This is a genomic window from Vogesella sp. XCS3, from assembly GCF_020616155.1.
Taxonomy (GTDB): Bacteria; Pseudomonadota; Gammaproteobacteria; order Burkholderiales; family Chromobacteriaceae; genus Vogesella.
Window position 1 is genome coordinate 2,539,870 of record NZ_CP085530.1, and the last position, 18,780, is coordinate 2,558,649.

General features: G+C 62.3%; 18 protein-coding genes. 3 read left to right on the plus strand and 15 right to left on the minus strand.

All coding sequences use genetic code 11. The features are described 5' to 3' along the window. Nucleotides 1-3 precede the first annotated feature (3 nt). The 7 genes from LCH97_RS12165 to LCH97_RS12195 all read right to left on the minus strand — a co-directional run bounded on the left by LCH97_RS12165 (nucleotide 4) and on the right by LCH97_RS12195 (nucleotide 7,025). On the minus strand, nucleotides 4-546 hold the full coding sequence (locus LCH97_RS12165) for an ATP/GTP-binding protein (protein ID WP_227301917.1): 543 nt from the start codon (nucleotides 544-546) through the stop codon (nucleotides 4-6). A 9-nt stretch (nucleotides 547-555) separates the two neighbouring features. Then, nucleotides 556-1,692, minus strand: coding sequence for a hypothetical protein (locus LCH97_RS12170; RefSeq protein ID WP_227301918.1), 1,137 nt, complete (start codon nucleotides 1,690-1,692; stop codon nucleotides 556-558). Beyond that, entirely contained in the window at nucleotides 1,670-3,124 is a 1,455-nt protein-coding gene (locus tag LCH97_RS12175) for a hypothetical protein (protein ID WP_227301919.1), read from the minus strand. Before LCH97_RS12175 ends, LCH97_RS12170 begins: the two co-directional genes overlap by 23 nt. Nucleotides 3,125-3,127: 3 nt before the next feature. Continuing rightward, on the minus strand, nucleotides 3,128-3,898 hold the full coding sequence (locus LCH97_RS12180) for an MBL fold metallo-hydrolase (RefSeq protein WP_017510164.1): 771 nt from the start codon (nucleotides 3,896-3,898) through the stop codon (nucleotides 3,128-3,130). Between the two features lie 314 nt (nucleotides 3,899-4,212). Next, on the minus strand, nucleotides 4,213-5,583 hold the full coding sequence (locus LCH97_RS12185) for an NAD(P)(+) transhydrogenase (Re/Si-specific) subunit beta (RefSeq protein WP_227301920.1): 1,371 nt from the start codon (nucleotides 5,581-5,583) through the stop codon (nucleotides 4,213-4,215). A 3-nt stretch (nucleotides 5,584-5,586) separates the two neighbouring features. After that, nucleotides 5,587-5,892, minus strand: coding sequence for a proton-translocating transhydrogenase family protein (locus tag LCH97_RS12190; RefSeq protein ID WP_227301921.1), 306 nt, complete (start codon nucleotides 5,890-5,892; stop codon nucleotides 5,587-5,589). Nucleotides 5,893-5,903: 11 nt separating this feature from the next. Next, complete coding sequence (locus LCH97_RS12195) at nucleotides 5,904-7,025, minus strand: Re/Si-specific NAD(P)(+) transhydrogenase subunit alpha (RefSeq protein ID WP_227301922.1); 1,122 nt, start codon at nucleotides 7,023-7,025, stop codon at nucleotides 5,904-5,906. A gap of 552 nt (nucleotides 7,026-7,577) precedes the next feature. On the opposite strand from LCH97_RS12195, the gene ugpQ reads away from it, so the two are divergent. Then, on the plus strand, nucleotides 7,578-8,312 hold the full coding sequence (gene ugpQ, locus LCH97_RS12200; RefSeq protein ID WP_227301923.1) for a glycerophosphodiester phosphodiesterase: 735 nt from the start codon (nucleotides 7,578-7,580) through the stop codon (nucleotides 8,310-8,312). Nucleotides 8,313-8,422: 110 nt separating this feature from the next. On the opposite strand, the gene LCH97_RS12205 is transcribed toward ugpQ, so the two are convergent. The 8 genes from LCH97_RS12205 to rpmH form a co-directional block, all read right to left on the minus strand. Then, on the minus strand, nucleotides 8,423-9,244 hold the full coding sequence (locus LCH97_RS12205; RefSeq protein ID WP_227301924.1) for an ABC transporter substrate-binding protein: 822 nt from the start codon (nucleotides 9,242-9,244) through the stop codon (nucleotides 8,423-8,425). Then, on the minus strand, nucleotides 9,241-9,867 hold the full coding sequence (locus tag LCH97_RS12210; protein ID WP_370630692.1) for a substrate-binding periplasmic protein: 627 nt from the start codon (nucleotides 9,865-9,867) through the stop codon (nucleotides 9,241-9,243). The genes LCH97_RS12205 and LCH97_RS12210 overlap by 4 nt, the downstream gene beginning before the upstream one ends. 266 nt (nucleotides 9,868-10,133) lie before the next feature. Continuing rightward, a complete protein-coding gene (locus LCH97_RS12215) occupies nucleotides 10,134-11,732 on the minus strand; it encodes a sulfatase-like hydrolase/transferase (RefSeq protein ID WP_227301925.1) in 1,599 nt (532 codons plus the stop codon). 120 nt (nucleotides 11,733-11,852) lie between these two features. After that, nucleotides 11,853-13,205 carry a tRNA uridine-5-carboxymethylaminomethyl(34) synthesis GTPase MnmE gene (gene mnmE / locus LCH97_RS12220; RefSeq protein ID WP_227301926.1) on the minus strand — a complete coding sequence of 451 codons (1,353 nt, stop codon included), beginning with the start codon at nucleotides 13,203-13,205 and terminating at the stop codon, nucleotides 11,853-11,855. A 201-nt stretch (nucleotides 13,206-13,406) separates the two neighbouring features. Further along, nucleotides 13,407-15,050 (minus strand): membrane protein insertase YidC, encoded by a 1,644-nt coding sequence (gene yidC / locus LCH97_RS12225; RefSeq protein ID WP_227301927.1) that lies wholly within the window; start codon nucleotides 15,048-15,050, stop codon nucleotides 13,407-13,409. A gap of 17 nt (nucleotides 15,051-15,067) precedes the next feature. After that, the gene (yidD, locus tag LCH97_RS12230) at nucleotides 15,068-15,277 is read right to left on the minus strand and encodes a membrane protein insertion efficiency factor YidD (RefSeq protein ID WP_081600700.1); all 210 of its coding nucleotides are present in this window, start codon (nucleotides 15,275-15,277) and stop codon (nucleotides 15,068-15,070) included. Then, nucleotides 15,262-15,615 (minus strand): ribonuclease P protein component, encoded by a 354-nt coding sequence (rnpA, locus tag LCH97_RS12235; RefSeq protein WP_227301928.1) that lies wholly within the window; start codon nucleotides 15,613-15,615, stop codon nucleotides 15,262-15,264. The genes yidD and rnpA overlap by 16 nt, the downstream gene beginning before the upstream one ends. Nucleotides 15,616-15,619: 4 nt before the next feature. Next, nucleotides 15,620-15,754 (minus strand): 50S ribosomal protein L34, encoded by a 135-nt coding sequence (gene rpmH / locus LCH97_RS12240; RefSeq protein WP_008955801.1) that lies wholly within the window; start codon nucleotides 15,752-15,754, stop codon nucleotides 15,620-15,622. 400 nt (nucleotides 15,755-16,154) lie between these two features. On the opposite strand from rpmH, the gene dnaA reads away from it, so the two are divergent. Both dnaA and dnaN read left to right on the plus strand, forming a co-directional pair. Further along, nucleotides 16,155-17,600, plus strand: a complete 1,446-nt coding sequence (gene dnaA / locus LCH97_RS12245; protein WP_227301929.1) for a chromosomal replication initiator protein DnaA — start codon at nucleotides 16,155-16,157, stop codon at nucleotides 17,598-17,600. A 38-nt stretch (nucleotides 17,601-17,638) separates the two neighbouring features. After that, nucleotides 17,639-18,745: a DNA polymerase III subunit beta gene (gene dnaN, locus LCH97_RS12250; protein WP_017510175.1), complete on the plus strand. Its 1,107-nt coding sequence runs from the start codon at nucleotides 17,639-17,641 to the stop codon at nucleotides 18,743-18,745. Nucleotides 18,746-18,780 lie beyond the last annotated feature (35 nt).

Sequence of the window (18,780 nt, forward strand, 5' to 3'; positions counted from 1 at the left end):
GCCCTAGCCCTCCAGCCCCGGGTCGATGGAATACAGCAGCGCGCACACCAGCGTCTTGATGTCTTCGCGGTTGCGCGCGTCTACCTCGAAAATCGGCGGGCGCAGGCCCAGCGTTTCCAGAATATCGGCGTAATGCGCGGTGGTCGGCGAGCCGGCCAGGTCGGTTTTGGTAATGCCCACCACCAGCGGCGCATCCTGCAGCAGTTTGTCGAAAGCCTTCAGGAAAAACTGCAGGTCGCGTATGGGGTGCGGCCGGGTGTTATCCAGCAGCAGGATCAGCCCGATACCGCCCTGGCTGAGGATGTCCCACATGAAATCGAAACGCTCCTGCCCCGGGGTGCCGTACAGGTGCACCTTGGTATCGTCGTCCAGCATCAGCACACCGTAATCCAGCGCTACCGTGGTGTGGCCTTTGCGGTCCAGCGTCATGTCCGAGGCGGTGGCGTCGGTGGTCACCGGCGGGATATCGGACAGGCTGGCGATGGCCGTGGTCTTGCCAGCGCCTACCGGGCCGGCAAACAGGATTTTGTTGTCACTGGGTCGCATGCAAAGCACCTACAGGTTCTTGATCCGCCCCAGCAGGCGCGACAGCAAACTCTGCCGTGCCGGGGGCAAGGGGGCGGGAGCCGGCGTCGCCGGCCGGGTAGCGGCAGAGGCCGCCTCGTTTGCCTTGCCTACTTGTTCCAGCAGGCCCAGCGCATGGCTGGCAGCAATGAAATTACACAGCGGGCCAGGCTCCATCTTGAGCAGGCTCACCGCCACACGCAGGCTGGTAGGCGTGCGCGACCACAGGCCGGCAATACGCAGCGCGCCGGGCAAGGGTGCCAGGCGGGTCAGGTTGGGCCACTGGCGCAGGCGTAGCGGGGTATCCGGGTCGATACCGGCCAGCAAGCGGCCACGGCAGCTCCATAGCGCCACCTGCCATAGCAAGGTAGACAAGGGCAGGCGCAGCATGGGCTCTTCCGCAGGCTGGGTAGCCAGCACCTCGGCGCCCAGGCGCAGGCCGTTCAGCTCGCACAGCTGCTGCACGCTGGACAGCGTGGTGTACAGCGCCACCTGGCCCTGCACCGGGTCTACCGTGGCAAACAGCCGCTGCTCGCAGTGCAGCTGCTGCGGCTGTTTCTGGCGCGCCGCCGCCACCAGCAGGCCGTAGATGGTGCCGGCAGGGTGAAAACGCTGCAGGGTACGGCGCTGGCTACTGCGCACTACCGGGGGCGCAGCGCCCGGCATGGCCAGCGAAGGCGGAACGGCCTGGGCCGGCGCGGGTTGCGGCGGCGGGCTGGCTACCGGCGGTGCGACAGGGGCGGCCACAGCCACGGCAGGCGCCGCAGGCGGGGCAACCACGCTGGCGTCTTGGCTAGGTGCGGCCAACAGCTGGCGCAGTAGCGGAAACAGCTTCTCCATGCGCACCGGCTTCACCATCTGCAAGGCCGGGGCATTGTCGCTGGGGTAGGCCGTGACAATCAGCGCGGGCAATGCCGGGTACTGCTGGCGGTACTGCTGCCAGACCTGCCAGCCGCTGGCGCTATCCACGTCCACAATGGCCACCTGCGGCGTGGCCGGATGGTCGCTGGCCAGGCGGTAGCGGTGCAGGGAATGCAGGCGGAACGCCATGCGAAAGAGCGCCAGTTTGCGCTCGTCCATACCGGCGGTGAGTACGGTAATCGGCTCAGCCGGCGTGCTGACAGACATCGTCGTCCTCCAGATGGGTGCCCAGCGGGTCATCCAGTTTCAGTAATTGGCGCAGCTGCCCCAGGCGGCCAGCGATCTCGCGCGGCGGCCGGCCCAGCGTCTGGCGCAGGTGCTGCAACAGCGCACGCAAATGGTCGGCCGCCTCCAGCCGCTGGTACAGGTCCAGCAGCAGCGGGTAGAGGCGCACGTCGGACGGGTTGGCAAACACGGCCTGCTCCAGCACCGCCAGTGCCTGCTCGGTCTGGCCGTAATCCAGGTAGGCGTCGGCCTCGGCCAGCGCATCGTGCCGGGTCTCGGTAGCCGGTGCGGCAGACTGCACCGTCACCAGCGGCAAGCCGTCCGCCATACCTGGGCTGGCCGGCACAAAGCCCCACTCGCGCCCCAACGCTTCCAGGCGCGCCGCGTCGGCACCACTGGCCAGCACGTCCAGTACCGGGTGGCGGCCCAGGGCAAAACCCATGCGCAGCAAGCGTTCGCGCAGGGCGGCGCCATGCTCGCCCAACAGTACAAAGCTTTGCCACAGGCGGCGGGTAAAGCCGGCCAGGTCGGCCTGGCGGTAATACAGATGCAGAATGTCCATCAGCGGCGTCAGCGGGTGGCGCGTCTGCGCCAGCAGGGCTTCCAGCGTGCCGATGGCGGTAGCGGTTTCACCTTGCTGCTGCAGAATACGTACGCCCTGACGGGCGGGCATCAGGTGGCAAATGGCCAGGCGCTCGTAGGCGTTCAGGGCTGCCAGCGGCTGGCTGCCGCACACCAGCGGCACGCTGCCATCCCCCGCCGTCACGGCCTGGCCAGCAGGCTGCGCCACCAACGGGGAAGCACCGACCGGCCGGCGCAGGCCGATACGGCGGCTGACGGTAGCGATATCCCAGCCCAGGGTATCTTCGGCAAACACGCGTAGCGCCAGGTTATCCGGGTCGATACGCAGGCCCTCTACCACGGCCTGCGCGGTGTCGGCCTCGGTCATGATGCCCAGTGCGGCCAACCTTTGCAGTATCTCGGTAAAGTCGTCGATGGCGTGCAGGCGCAGGTACAGGCCCAGCAGGCGCGCCAGCTCGCGGCTGGCGGGCGGGTTCTGGTCTACGTAGCTGCGCAGCAGCGCGGCGGCACGGTCCAGGTAGCCGAACTGCAGGTAAACGTCGGCCTCGGTCAGCAAGTCGGTATCGGCCACCCCGATTTCCAGTTGCAGCTCGTCGGCACTTGCGGTTTCACTGGCCGTGGCGGGCGTCAGTGGGGGCGCACTGTCACTGACCGCTGGCGTAGCCAGCGGTGCGTCAGGGTTGGCCGCAGGCTGCGGGCGCAGGATTTTCAGCGGCGGCAGCTGGCTGGCTGGGGGTGGGCTGGCCCGACGCTGACGCAACGCCAGCAGCACACCCAGCAAGACAGCGGGGCTGGCGGCCAGCAGCAGCGTGAAATCGTCCGGCAGTAACATGGCTCAGCGGCGCGGCGGGAAGTCGGCTTCGGACAGCAAGTCGGTGCCACACTCCAGCTTTTCGAACCAGTCGAGGAAGCGCTTCACCATGTCCTTGCCTTTGTACGAGGCGCCGTGCTGCGGCACGATCCACTCCACGTCCATCTGGCGCACCATGTTCACCCACAGGCGGGCGGCGCGGTTATTGCTCATGTAACGGCGGTGGAAGCCGGACATATGGTGGTCTACCAGGTGGCGGTCGAAATCTTCTACCGGCTGCGCGGCGCTTATGCCGTCCATCAGCGAGGCGCCGATGTCACCGGAAAACAGGATCTTGCTGATCGGGTCGTATACCTGGAAAAAACCCACGGTGTGCAGGTAGTGCGCGGGGACGATTTCCAGCCGCGTGCGGCCCAGCGGCAGCGTCATGCCACGCGCCGGAATCGGGATCAGCCGCCCTTCGGTGGCGCCTTTTACGCAAAAATGCGGGATAAAGCGCGTCCATTCCTGCGCAATCACGATCTGCGCGTCGGTAATCAGCAGCCAGCCGTTGGCCGAGGCTATGATGTCCGGGTCCTGGTGCGAGGCGAAAATATAGCGGGTATGCGAGGGCAGAAAGTGCTCGGCCATCTCGGCCAGCAGGTGCTTGTAGGTGAGGTTGCCGCCCGGGTCCAGCAGCATGCCGTCGCCATCGTGCACAATGGCAAACTGATTGGACTGGATGCCCTCACCCTGTACCAGGTCGGTAAAGGCGATGCATTTATGGTTGCCGTCGTTGTAGAGAACCTGTGCCATAACGCTTGCGAGCCACCTGCTCGGTGCAGACCGGATAGACCCGAAAGATTAGCCAGCCTAATACAAGCGGGTATTGACTCGGGTCAAACAGCAGGCAATGGCCGTAACGGTGCGGGTAACAGCATAGAACCGGTTAAGGCTATTTGTGCTGGGGCGATTCTTGGCAGGCGGCGGTAATGCGCGAAAACCGGGCGCCCTGGCCGCACGGTTTGACAAAGCCTTGCCCCAGAAAGACAGGCTTTAGTCCGGTATGCAAAAACGCCCCGCCGTGCCAGGCACGAACGGGGCGCGATAGCGGCAAGGTTGGCCGCAGCTTAGTGCGACACCGCCTTCAGCATGTCTTCTACTACTTTCTTGGCGTCGCCAAACACCATCATGGTCTTGTCCATGTAGAACAGCTCGTTGTCGAGGCCGGCGTAGCCCACGCTCATCGAGCGCTTCACCACGATGACGGTACGCGCCTTGTGCGCTTCCAGAATCGGCATGCCGTAGATCGGGCTTTGCTTGTCTTTCTGCGCGGCCGGGTTCACCACGTCGTTGGCGCCAATCACCAGTACCACGTCGGTGTTGGAGAAGTCGGAGTTGATCTCTTCCATCTCCTGCACCTGCTCGTACGGCACTTCGGCTTCGGCCAGCAGCACGTTCATGTGGCCTGGCATACGGCCCGCCACCGGGTGGATGGCGTAGCGCACGTTGACGCCCTTCTGGTGCAGCAGCTCGGCAAACTCTTGCAGGGCGTGCTGGGCGCGCGACACGGCCAGACCGTAACCCGGCACGATGATCACGCTGTCGGCGTTGCTCATCAGGAAGGTGGCGTCTTCGGCCGAACCGGACTTGTAGTTCTTCGGGCCGCTGTCGGCGCTGCCACCGCTGCCGGCTTCGGCACCAAAACCACCCAGCAGCACGCTGACGATGGAGCGGTTCATGGCCTTGCACATGATGTAGGACAGGATGGCACCGGAAGAGCCCACGCACGCGCCGGCAATGATCAGCACCGGGTTGTTCAGCGTAAAGCCGATACCCGCTGCCGCCCAGCCGGAGTAGCTGTTCAGCATGGATACCACTACCGGCATGTCGGCACCGCCGATCGGGATGATCAGCGTCACGCCCAGTACCAGCGCAATGGCCACCATCATCAGGAAGGCGCCGTGGCTATCGGTAAGGAAGTACGCCACGCCAAAGCCCACCATGGCCAGCGCCAGCACCAGGTTCAGCAAATGTTGGCCGCTGAAGTTCACGGCCTTGGCGCCAAACCTGCCGGACAGCTTGCCGTAGGCCACCACCGAGGCGGTGAAGGTAATGGCACCGATAAAGGCACCGATGAACAGCTCCACCTTCTGCACGCCGGTGTGCTCGACACCGGTATGGAAGATGGCGGCCACGGCGATCAGCACCGCGGACAAGCCCACCAGCGAGTGCATGGCGGCTACCAGCTCGGGCATGCCGGTCATCTCGACGGTTTTGGCCTTGTACGCGCCAATGGCGCCACCAGCCACGATGGCACCGACAATCAGCGCCAGCACCGGCTTGTCCATGATCATGAAGGTGGTGGCCACGGCAATCAGCATGCCGATAATGCCGTAGCGGTTACCCTGGATCGCCGTGGTAGGCGAGGACAGGCCTTTCAGTGCCAGGATGAACAGCACGGCTGCCACCAGGTACAGTACTGCGGATACGTTCTCCATCTGTTATGCCCCCTGTTTTTTCTTCTTCTTGAACATGTCGAGCATGCGCTGGGTGACCATGAAGCCACCGAAGATGTTGATACTGGCCAGGAAGATACCGATGGTGCCCAGCACCGATGTCACGGTGATCTGGCTGCCATTGATGTCCACCACCTGCAGCATGGCGCCCACGATGATGATGCCGGAAATGGCATTGGTTACCGCCATCAGCGGGGTATGCAGGGCCGGGGTAACGTTCCACACCACGTGGTAGCCCACGAACACGGCCAGAACGAAGATGGTGAAGCTGGAGATAAACGGGTCAACCATGATGGCACCTCCTAGTTGGCCGCAGGAAAGCGCACCTGGCCGTCGTGCGTCACCAGGGTGGCCGCCAGCAGGTCGTCTTCCAGATTAAGGGTGAAGCCTTCCTTGCTGAGCATCAGCGACAGGAAGGTGAGCAGGTTTTTGGCGTACAGGCTGGAGGCATCGGCCGCCAGCTGGCCCGGCAGGTTGTACAGGCCCACCACGGTCACGCCGTTATCGGTGCGGTGCACTTCGCCCGGCACGGTCAGCTCACAGTTGCCGCCCGCTTCGGCTGCGATATCGATGATCACGCTGCCCGGCTTCATGGCGGCCACGATATCGCGGCTGATCAGCGTCGGCGCCTTCTTGCCCGGAATCAGCGCGGTGGTGATGATGATGTCGGCCTGGCGCGCGTGCTTGGCCACCAGCTCGGCCTGACGACGCTTGTAGTCGTCCGACATTTCCTTGGCGTACACACCGTCGTTGGCTTTCTTCTCTTCCTCGCTCATCGGTACTTCAATGAACTTGCCACCCAGGCTTTCCACCTGTTCTTTGGTAGACGGGCGCACGTCGGTTGCCTCTACCACCGCCCCCAGGCGCTTGGCCGTGGCAATAGCCTGCAAACCGGCTACCCCCACCCCCATGATCAGCACACGGGCCGGCTTCACGGTACCGGCGGCGGTCATCAGCATGGGCATGAAGCGCGGGTAGTAGTGCGTCGCCAGCAGCACCGCACGGTAGCCGGCAATGTTGTTCTGGCTGGACAGCACGTCCATGCTCTGCGCCCGCGTGGTACGCGGCAGCAGTTCCATGGCAAAAGCCGACACCTTGCGCGCAGCCAGCTGCGGGAAGGTGGTGTTCTGGAACGGGGCCAGCTGGCCGATCAGCACCGCGCCCTCTTTCAGCTCGGCAATGGCGTCTTCCGGCAGCGGGCGCACGGTCAGCACAATGTCGCCCTGCGCCAGTACGGCGGCGCGCGACGCGGCCAGGGTGGCACCGGCTTCGGCATACGCCGCATCCGGCACGGCGGCCATATTGCCCGCCCCCGCCTCTACCACCACGGCATGACCCATGGCGACGAGCTTTTTAACCGTTTCCGGTGTCGCGGCCACGCGGCTTTCACCTGCCAGCCTTTCGGCTGGAATAGCGATTTGCATGGTCTTCCTTTCTGCAAATGGATGAATGACAAATAAAAAATCTAAAGATAGCGAACGCCCGTGCGAGGCTTGATTTCGAACGAGCGTTTGAATTCTTACTACATCACGACTTTTGATTTGGCGCAATGCTTTTACAAAAAAGCGACATGCCAAACGGGCTGCCACTGCACCAATGTCGTGCCATTGCTGTCATGAATACTGTCAGACAACAACTTAATCAACTGATTTGAAACGACCTTTTAGCATTTGTTGCATATGGCGCGGCCAACTGTGGCGTGCATTGCACGTTGCTGCGCTGCGACATTGCCATGGCCAGGGGGAGAACACACGCACCAGCATGGCGAAAAGACACAGCGAATCAGCATATTGCGCCGCAACATATGCACTACAGTAGACAATCTTGTCCGACACTTTGTAAAGAAGGGTTTACGCTTAAGGGGTAATCCCTGTATCAAATGCAGCTAATTACTTACCGTATCAGGCAATTTCTGCATTATGACGACAGTTTTGTAACGCACTCCGTTACGCTTTTTTCATGAAATGGAGCAAAGCATGCACTGGCCATATCCACTAGGCTTTGCCCACCGCCTGGGGGGCGCGCTGGCACCGGAAAACACACTGGCGGGGCTGCTGCTGGCGCACCGGCTGGGTGTCAGCGGGGTGGAATGTGATGTACAGCTCAGCGCCGATGGCAAGGCCGTGATCGTGCACGACCACGCCCTGGAGCGCACCACCACCGGCAGTGGCGATGTGGCGGGGCAAACCATCGCCCAGCTGCAAACGCTGGATGCCGGGCGTTACCACCACCTGGCCTTTGCCGGCGAGCCCTTGCCCACCCTGGCAGCCTTGGCCAGCAAAAGCCGCAAGCTGGGCATGGCGGTCAACCTGGAGCTGAAACCAGCACGCGAGCCCGCCGCCATGGCACGCGTCTGCATGGCCGAAATCCAGGCCCTATGGCAAGGCGCGGCGCTGCCGCCGCTGCTATCGTCGTTCGATACGGCCGCGCTCGCCGCCGCACAGTTGGCCGCACCGCAGCTACCCCGTGCCCTGCTGCTGGAAACCCTATCAGAAGACAGCGTAGCGCAGGCCCGGGCACTGGGTTGTAGCGCCATACACGTGCATTACCGGGCGCTGGACGAAGCCAGTGTGCAGGCCCTGCACCAGGCCGGGTTGGCGGTGATGGCGTGGACGGTGAACCAGCTGGAAGACATGCAAAGGCTGCGCCACTGGGGGGTGAACATGCTGTGCACCGACCGGCCAGACCGGCTGGACCCCAGCTGGCTATAAACCGGACATCAGCACAGCCGCAGGCGCCTCACCGCCCTGCTGCTGACAAAAAAGCCTGCTTGCGTGGCAAACAGGCTTGGTCATCCGTCAGGGCGGGTAATCGGCGCGCCCTATGGCCGCAAGGCCCCGGCATCGTAGGCACAGCCCGGGGTACGCCAGCCTGGCGTGGCGCGCTCGCAACGGCGGCTACGCGACATCTGCCGGGTAGGGTCCAGCTGGCCGATGGCGCGCATACGCATAATCGCCATGGCCACATTCGCACGGTAAGGCCCCCATGGCGACAGCCGGGAAAAAGCAATAAATCCACCGTAGGATTTGGCCTGCAAAGGCATCTGTCGCACGCGCTGCGCCAGTGACTCGGCCGCCAGCACGCTACGGCCGTGCAACACCGGCGCAATCACCACATCTACCCGCCCGGCCACCAGCTTGCGCATGGACTCGGCCGTGTGCAGCGCCACGTCCTTTTGCAGCGAGGTATCGCTGTCGAAACGGGCAAAATAGCGCCGCTCGTGCGTCACCCCCACGCGCAAGCCAGCCAGGTCTTCGTAGCGTGCCAGCGGGCGACGGTCGTTGCTGCGCATGAAAAAGGCAATGCGCGAATCCTCTTCCAGCCCCGGCGAGATAAAGTCGATATACGCCACCCGCTCCGGCGTAGCTGCCATGCCCAGCGCCACGTCGGCCTCTCCCCTTTGCATCAGCTGCAGGCAGCGGCTCAGCGAACACTCGATGAAATGCGGTGTGGCGTCCAGCTGCTCGGCCAGCAGCCGCAAGATGTGCGCGTAGGGTCCCTGCGCCTCGCCATTGGCATCGATCGTTTTCCAGGGCGGCATCACGCTAAAGGCAATATTCAGCACGCCAGGCTGCGCTGCCTGCACGGGCATGGCACAGGCTGCGGCCAACATCAGGGCCAGTAATCGGTAGCGCAGCTTCACGGTAACGGCCTTATCGCCATCTCGGCGTCGGCCTTGGCCAGCAAGCGGCGGATCGTGCCGTCCTTCACCATGCCGGCCAACTGCTGCGACAGCACACCTTTCAGCTGCTGTGCCACTACAGAACGGCGAGAGATAGCGATGCGACGTGGCTCGCCAAACTCGAATGACACACGGGCCTGACGGTACAGCCCGCGATAGCGCGACTCGCGCAGCTCGCCCTGCACTTGCAAGGCATTGATCAGCAGCACATCAAAACGCTTGGCCTGCAGTTTGCGCAGCGCCATGTCTATTGTGGGGGCTGCATCGCGGCGGATACGGTTATCGGCGTCAAACTGCGGAAAGTAGTGCACCCCCTCGACCACCCCCACGCGCAGGGGCAGCAGATCTTCATAGCGCTGCAGCACACGCGGGTCGTTACTGCGCTGCAAGACCACGGTACGGCTGCTGGGGGCAAATGGCGGGTCGAGAAACGCCAGGTAAGCATCACGATCCGGGCCGCCCTTCACCCCGATGGTGATATCGGCGCTGCCGGTTTCCATCATGGCCAGGACGCGTTTGAGCGGCACCTGTTCGATTTCCAGCACCAGCTGGCTACGGCGGGCCAGCTCACGAATGATATCCACGTAAGCTCCGGCGGGCCTGCCGGCGGCATCCAGCATTTTGTAGGGTTCTGCTGTATTGAAGGCAAACACCAGGCGCTGGGCATGGGCTGGCCACAAGGCCAGGCACAAGCACGCTACCCCTATGGACTTGCACCACTGCATCAGCGGGCTGCCATCAGGGTGCAAGCCGGGTAAAAAGCAGACATCAGACACAACATGGCTGGCCCCTTATTGGCAAGCGGAATCACTTTATAAGTTTAGCATTGCCCCATCGATAGCATGGATAATCATTTAAAATCTTGTGATACTGCATCGGATACTTGGCGATACAGCCAATCGCTTAGCAGCACCGGTTGCGCAAACTGCAGCTGGCCACCCTGCTCGCGTAGCGGGCGCAGCGGGTTGTCTTGCCACAATAGCTTACCCAATAAGTAATGCTCTCCTTCACGCCACTGCGGGTTGTCCACCCGGTAGCCCAGCCGGGCGGCCAACCATACGGCAGCTTCGTAATGGCTAATGTGGGACTGCGTTGCCAGGGCATCTACGCTACCGGCCGCAGCCTGTCGTGCCAGCAACAACATAGGCACGTCGGCCACCTCTGGCTGCAAGTCGTTGTGCCCCCAACGCCCGCCCTCTCCCAAAAGCTGGCCGTGGTCGCCAGTAATCAGCAGATAGCGCTCGCCGGACAAAGCCTCGAACTGGCGGATGATCTCGCCCAGCACATCGTCGGCATACAGCACGGCGTTATCGTAGGCATTGGACTTGCGGGTGGCGTAAAGCAAGGCATCGTCGGTAGGCCAGCGCTCAAAGCGATCGCCACGGTGGCGGTAGTTGTCCTGATACGGGCTGTGTGCGCTGCGCAGGTTCAGCATCACAAAACTGCGGTCGCCCAGCGTTTGCTGGGCCAATAGCTGCGGTAAAGCGTGGTCGTGATGCTGGCTAAACAACAGCGGGTGATCTTCACGGCTGATGCGCACATCCATAAACGTGCTGCCCAGATTAGCCAGCAACCTGGACTCCTGAGAAGACAGCCACAAAGTATGAAAACCCTGCTGGCGCGCCAGACGAAACAGATTGTACGGCTGCCGGCGTAACAGATGGTGCTGCCCCGGGTGGCTCACCAGGTTCACAAAGCTGGGCAAAGACACCGCCGTTGCTACGCCGGACGCAATACCCGGCCGCGCCAGCAGGCCGGGCGTGGCCGCCAGCTGCGGCGTGGTAGCGCGCGGGTAGCCCAGCACCCCAAGCCGGCTGCCACGCAGCGAATCCACCACCACCACCCATACGTGCTTCGCCTGGCTGGGCAGCGGCTGCAACTGGTACGGTTGCGGCGGCGGCAACGGTAACGCGGCCTGGTCGCGCCCGGCCAAGCGTACGGCGTAATAGGCAAAAGCGTTCAGGCTGTTGTGCAGGCTGCTGCGTGTCGGCCCGGGCATGAAGGCGTCCATGTCGCGGTAGGTGGCGCGGTAGGGTTTGGCCAGCAACACCGCCAGCACCAGCACCACGCCTAGCACACGCCAGCCCAGCGCTGGCGGCGGCAAGCGCCCCAGTAGCCAGGCCAGCAGCCCGTACGGCAGGCCTACAGCCAGCCATACCGGCCAGTGGTCTTGCCAATGGTGGCGGGCGCTCTGCCACACCTCGCCGGGCTGGCCAAACAGGCTGACCAGCTCTGCCGGCGCCAGTGGCTCGCCGGCAAACGAAATATTGCCCAGCTGTACCAGTTGCATGGCGGCCAACAGCGCCAGCAGCGGCCAAACCAGCCAGCGGCGACCCAACAGGGTCATACCCAGGGCAAACAGCCACAGCACGGCCACGTAGCGCAGCTCGAACTCGGCCTGGTTCGCCCCCGTGAACTGCTGCTGGATCACGTCATCCAGTAGCAACAAGGCGGTTGCCAAGGTGGCCCAGACGGGCCGGAGCCCCAAACGGTCGACGCGCATTGCCATGCTTGCCCTGTGATACAAAGCCGGTTCAGACCGCCGGCCCGGCAGCAGGTTCAGGCGGGCTTACTTACCGATGCAGAAACGGCTGAAAATCACGCCTAGCAGGTCGTCCGGGGTGAACTTGCCGGTAATTTCCGACAGGCTGTTCTGCGCCATGCGCAGCTCTTCGGCAAAGATTTCCACCATCTGCCAATCGGCCTCGGCCAGGCCCAGGTGGTCGGCGGCGCGGGCGATGGCGTCCAGGTGGCGTTCGCGCGCCAGGAACACGCCTTCGCTGTCGCCGCTGTAGCCGATCATTTCCAGCAGCAGCGCGCGCAGGTCGTCTACGCCAGCGTGGGTACGCGCTGACAGGTGCACTACCGGGTGGCCGTCTTGCTCGCTGCGGCCAACCTGGCCGCCGGACAGGTCTACCTTGTTGAACACGTGTACGCGCGGCAAGCGCGGTGGCAGCTTGGCCAGAATGGCGTGCACCTCGGGCACCAGGCCATCGCGGCTATCGGCCAGCACCAGCACCACGTCGGCGCGCTCCACCGCCTGCCAGGTGCGCTCGATGCCGATCTTTTCCACCACGTCGTTGGTATCACGCAGGCCGGCGGTATCGATGATGTGCACCGGCACGCCGTCGATCACGATTTCCTCGCGCACGGTGTCGCGGGTGGTGCCGGCAATGTCGGTGACGATGGCGATGTCGTCGCCAGCCAGCGCGTTCATCAGGCTGGATTTGCCCACGTTAGGCTGGCCTACCAGCACCACGTGCATGCCCTCGCGCAGCAGCGCGCCCTGCTTGGCGGTGGCCTGCACTTTTTGCAGTTGGCCGCGCAGGCGGCGCAGGCGCCCTACCGCGTCGGCCTTTTCCAGAAAATCGATGTCTTCTTCCGGGAAGTCCAGCGTGGCTTCCACCAGCATGCGCAGGTTGATCAGCTCGTCCACCAGGGTATGAATCTCGTGCGAGAACGCGCCCTTCAGCGATTTGAGCGCGCTCTTGGCCGCGCTTTCGCTGGCGGCGTCGATCAGGTCTGCCACGCTCTCGGCCTGCGCCAGGTCCAGCTTGTCGTTCAGGAAGGCGCGCTTGGTGAACTCGCCCGGCTCGGCCAGGCGCGCGCCCAGCTGCAGGCAGCGGCTCACCAGCATCTTCATCACCACCGGGCCACCGTGGCCCTGCAGCTCGATCACGTCTTCGCCGGTAAAGCTATTAGGGCCGGGGAAGTACAACAGCAGGCCATTGTCGATGGCGCTGCCATCGGCATCGTAAAAATCGGTGTAGGTGGCGTAGCGCGGCTTGGGCGTTTTACCGCCACTGATGGCCTGGGCAAAGGGCAACAGGTCGCGGCCGGAGACGCGCACCACCCCCACGCCGCCACGGCCGGGGGCAGTGGCAATAGCGCAGATGGTGCTGGGGGTGTAGCTGAGGCTCATGGGGTTTCCTTAGATTCTGGGGCCACGAAAACCACGAAAAGACACCCAAAACGGCGAGTCAGGCAACTCCTGACAAACGGCTTTCGTATTCTTTCGTGGGGTTCGTGGCAATAAGCATGTTAGTCCGGTTTGTGACACAGGAAGCAAAAAGCCCGGCCAAAAGGCCGGGCTGTGATTCTACCGTACAAGGTTGGCCGCAGATCAGGACTGCAGGGCCGCCTTGCGGGCTTTTTCGATGCTCTGGTTCACGTACCACTGCTGCGCGATGGACAGCAGGTTGTTCACTACCCAGTACAGCACCAGGCCGGCCGGGAAGAAGAAGAACATCACCGAGAAGGCAATCGGCATGATCTTCATCATCTTGGCCTGCATCGGGTCGGCCGGTGGCGGGTTCAGGAAGGTCTGGGCAAACATGGTAATGGCCATGATCAGCGGCAGCGCGTAGAACGGGTCCGGGCGCGCCAGATCGTGGATGTACAGCCATTCAGCCTGACGCAGCTCTACCGACGCCAGCAGCGCCCAGTATAGGCCGATGAACACCGGAATCTGCACCAGCATAGGCAGGCAGCCGCCCAGCGGGTTCACTTTCTCGGTTTTGTACATTTCCATTACAGCTTGCTGGAACTTCATGCGGTCGTCGCCGTACTGCTGCTTCAGGTTTTCCAGACGCGGTGCCAGCACCTTCATCTTGGCCATGGAGCGGTAGGAGGCGGCGGTCAGCGGGTAGAACACAGCCTTCACGGTAAGGGTGAGCAGTACGATCGCCCAGCCCCAGTTGTTCACCAGTGCGTGCAGCTTGGTAAGCAGCCAGAACAGCGGCGAGGCAAAGATATGCACCATGCCGTAGTCTTTGGCCAGGTCCAGGCCTTCGGCGACTTTGGTCACGGTATTGTATTCCAGCGGGCCGGCGTACAGCGGCACGGTCAGCGAGGTGCTTTGGCCAGCGGCTACGGTCGGCACAGTCACCAGCGCGGCAGCCGAGTAGGCACCGTTTTTAGGCTCCAGCAGGAACTGGCAGCTTTGCGCGTTGGCACATACCGGCTTGCCTTCCAGCGGTTTCAGGATCCAGGCGCTACCGAAGTAGTGCTGCACCATGCCTACCCAGCCGTTGTCGGCGTTCTTGGCGTATTCGCCCTTGCCTTTGTCCAGATCGTCAAACTTCACCTTCTGGAACTTGGCATCGTGGGTATACACCGCCGGGCCGGTAAAGGTTTGTGCCATGCGGCCTTCGCCTTCCGGAGCCTTGCCGTCACGCAGCAGGCGGAAATAAGCGGTAGTGGACAGCGGGGTGGTACCACCGTTGACGATGTCGTAACGCACGTCGATCAGGTAGCTACCCTTCTTGAAGGTGTACACCTTGCTTACCTGCACACCGTTGGCCGCAGGGGCGGTCAGTTTCACTTCTACCTTGTCGCCAGCCAGCTGGTACTCGGCTTTTTCGGCGGCAAACACGGTTTTGTGGGTAGGCAGGGCAGCGTTGCCGGCAGCGATCAGGCCGGTTTGTGCCACGTACAGGCGCTCACCCTTATCGGTGAACAGCTCGAAGCGCTTGGAGGCATCTACCGCGCCGTCGTGCTTCAGCAGCTGCAGGCTGCGCAGGTCGCCACCATTGGTGTCGATCTCGGCGCGCAGCACGTCGGTATTCACTACCACGCGCTGGCCTTTGACTGGCTTGGCACTGTCTGCCAGCTGGGCAGACGGTACGTCGGAATGGGGGGCTGCAGTGGCGGCAGCTTGTTGCTGCACAGCAGGCTTGGCGGGCGGCTTCGGCGCAAAGTATTCCTGCCACAGCAGCAGGATGCCGAAAGACAGCACGATAAAGATGATCAGTCGTTTGGAGTCCATCTCTCTTACCGGAAAGGTCAGGGAACCGGGTCATAACCGCTGCCGCCCCAAGGGTGGCAACGGCATATCCGTCGTGTCGCTAGCAGGCCGCCCTTGATGGCGCCGTGCTTTCTCAATGCTTCGATGGCGTAAGCCGAACAGGTGGGCTGATAACGGCAACGCGGTGGCAGCCAGGGGCTGATCGCCAGCTGGTAAAAGCGCACCAGAAGAATCAAGAATTTCGACATCGGGCTAGTTTAGCAAAGAGCGCAGCCAAAGCTGTGATTGCTTCGTGATATTCGTCGCGGTAATACGCCTGCCGGGAGCGGACAACAAAATCCATCGGTGGCAAAGCATGCTTGTTCAGGCGGAACCACTCGCGCACAGTGCGCTTGATGTAGTTACGGCGATTGGCACGCTTGGCTACCTTCTTGCCTACCACCAGGCCCAGGCGCGCATGCGCCAGGCCGTTGGGCCGGGCATACACCTGGAACAGGTTATTACTGCGCGCGTTCCGCAAATGAAAAACGGATGAGAACTCATCCGTTTTTAAAAGCCGGTGCGCACGGCGAAATGTGTTGTCCAAGCGATTAAACGGCCAGACGCTTGCGACCTTTAGCGCGACGGGCGGCCAGAACGGCACGACCACCACGGGTCTTGGAGCGAACGAGGAAGCCGTGAGTACGCTTGCGGCGGGTAGTAGAAGGCTGGTAAGTACGTTTCATGATGAAGTTTTCCTGTTTCGAAACGGAAATAAACGCGTGATTACACAGATAAATCCATGTTTTGTCAACCTTTGCCGCCCGGAAGCACCGTAATAGCCTACAGGCAGCGCGGGAAAGCACACATTATAGAGACACAACAGCCCGCCCATGGTGGGTAAAGCGCTGTACAAATTTTTTGCAGCGCTGTGGATAACTTTGCGCAAAAGCCGTAGAATAGCCAGCTGAAAACCTGCCTGTTGCCGTGCCCAATAAAAGCGAATCCCCAGCACGGCTACCTGATACAGGCAAGGCTAGCCAGCCCAACCCAACAATGACTGCCGGTGCCGCTTGCCGTCAGCCACTCCCGCCGCCCCCTGACCAGCTGTCCGTTTGCGGCGGGATTTTGTTTTTAATGACTTTGATGACTGAACCGGAACACTTCTGGGCCACGTGCCTGACGCGTCTGGAGGAAGAACTTTCCTCGCAGCAATTCAATACCTGGATCCGCCCTCTGGCCGCCGAGCCGACAGAGGAGGCACTGGTATTGTACGCACCCAACCGTTTCATCCTGCAGTTCATCAAAGACCGCTTCCTGGCGCGTATTGAAGAGCTGGCCATCGAGCTGCTGGGCGAAACGCCGGTAGAGCTGCGCATCGGCGCGCCCGCTGGTGCCACCCCGGCCCCGGTCACCCCGCCCAAAGCCACCCCGCGTGGCCAGGGCAACGCACCTGCGGCCAACCCTGCCGCCAGCGACAGCAAAACCGACAGCCGCCCGGCCAGCAACCCCAGCATCGCCGCCAGCCCCAAGCAAACCGCGCTGAAAGCCATTGGCGGTGGCCACGAAAGTACCCGCCTGAACCCGGCGTTTACCTTTGACACCCTGGTAACCGGTAAAGGTAACCAGCTGGCGCGCGCCGCCGCGCTGCAAATTGCCGAAAACCCGGGCGACCCGGCCTACAACCCGCTGTTTGTGTACGGTGGCGTGGGCCTGGGTAAGACCCACTTGATACAAGCCATCGGCAACCACGTTTATCAGAAAAACCCGCAGGCCAAGATTCGTTACATCCACGCCGAACGCTACGTAGCCGACATCATGCGCGCCTACCAGCACAAGGCCTTTGACGAGTTCAAGCGCTACTACCACAGCCTGGACCTGCTGCTGATCGACGACATCCAGTTTTTTGCCGGCAAAAACCGCACGCAAGAAGAATTCTTCTATGCCTTTAACGCGCTGATCGAGGGCGGCAAGCAGGTGATCATGACCTGCGACAGCTACCCCAAGCAGATAGAAGGCATGGAAGAGCGCCTGATTTCGCGCTTTAGCTGGGGCCTGACGGTAGAAATCCAGCCGCCGGAGCTGGAAATGCGCGTGGCCATTCTGATGAAAAAGGCCGAAGCCGATAACACCAAGCTGGACCACAACGTGGCCTTCTTCATTGCCCAGAACGTGCGCAGCAACGTGCGCGAGCTGGAAGGTGCCCTGAAGCGCGTGGTGGCCTATGCCCGCTTTACCAGCCAGCCCATTACCATGGAGCTGGTGAAAGAAGCGCTGAAAGACATTCTGGCCGCCGGTAACCGCCAGGTCACCGTGGACGCCATCCAGAAAACGGTGGCCGAGTACTACAAGATCAAGCTGTCCGACATGCACAGCAAAAAGCGCAGCCGCGATATCGCGCGCCCGCGCCAGGTCGCCATGGCGCTAGCCAAAGAGCTGACCTCGCTGAGCCTGCCGAACATTGGCGACGCCTTTGGCGGCCGCGACCACACCACCGTGCTGCACGCCTGCAAAACCATTGCAGAAATGCGCGGTAGTGACGCGGACATCGCCCACGATTACGATACGCTGCTATCCATGCTGCGTAACTGAACCTTTTCATAACGACCTGTAACCCCGGGAGTCCGCACATGCTGATTCTGCAAGCCGAACGCGATGCACTGCTCAAACCCCTGCTGGCTGTGACCGGCATCGTAGAGCGTCGCCACACCCTGCCTATCCTCTCCAACGTACTGATCGAGAAAAAGGCAGACGCGGTAAGCTTTCTGGCCACCGACCTGGAAATCCAGATCACCACGGCCAGCCCCGACGACATCGCCGGCGAAGCCTTCCGCCTGACTACCTCGGCCAAAAAGCTGCAGGACATCCTGCGCGCGATCCCCGACAAAACCACCGTTACGCTGGAACAGCAAGACGGCCGCCTGATGCTGAAAGCCGGCAAAAGCCGCTTCAACCTGCAAACCCTGCCGGCGGACGACTTTCCGCTGCTGTCGGCCGCCAGCGCCGCCGAAGCCAGCTTCAGCCTGGCCCAGCGCGACCTGAAGCGCCTGATCGCCCAGGTACAGTACGCCATGGCCGTGCAGGACATCCGCTACTACCTGAACGGCCTGCTGCTGCAAACCGAAGGCAACCAGGTACGCCTGATCGCCACCGACGGCCACCGCCTGGCTTTTGCCAGCGCCGAGATTGCGGCCAACCTGGCCAAGAGCGAAGTGATCCTGCCGCGCAAAACCATCGTAGAGCTGTACAAGCTGCTGCAGGATAGCGACGAGCAGATCAACGTGGAGCTGCTGTCCAACCAGGTGCGCTTCAGCTTTGGCAGCACCGTGATCATCAGCAAAATCGTGGACGGCAAGTTCCCCGACTACAACCGCGTGATCCCGCTGGACAACAACAACATCTTCCTGCTGGAACGCGTTACCTTCCTGCAGGCCCTGCAACGCGCAGCCATCCTGGCCAACGAGAAATTCCGCGGCGTACGGCTGGTACTGCGCCCGGGCACCATGTCCATCCTGTGTACCAACAGCGAGCAGGAAGAAGCCGAAGAAGAGCTGGAAATCGCCTACCAGGGCGCCGAGCTGGAAATCGGTTTCAACATCAACTACCTGCTGGACGTGCTGACCAACCTGCCGGCTGAAACCGTGCAGCTCGCCTTTGGCGACGCCGTACGCGCCGTGCTGGTAACCATCCCGGACAACGCAACCTTCAAATACGTTGTGATGCCAATGCGCATCTGACACCCGCCTGCCCTGCCCCGTGCAGGGCCAGCGGC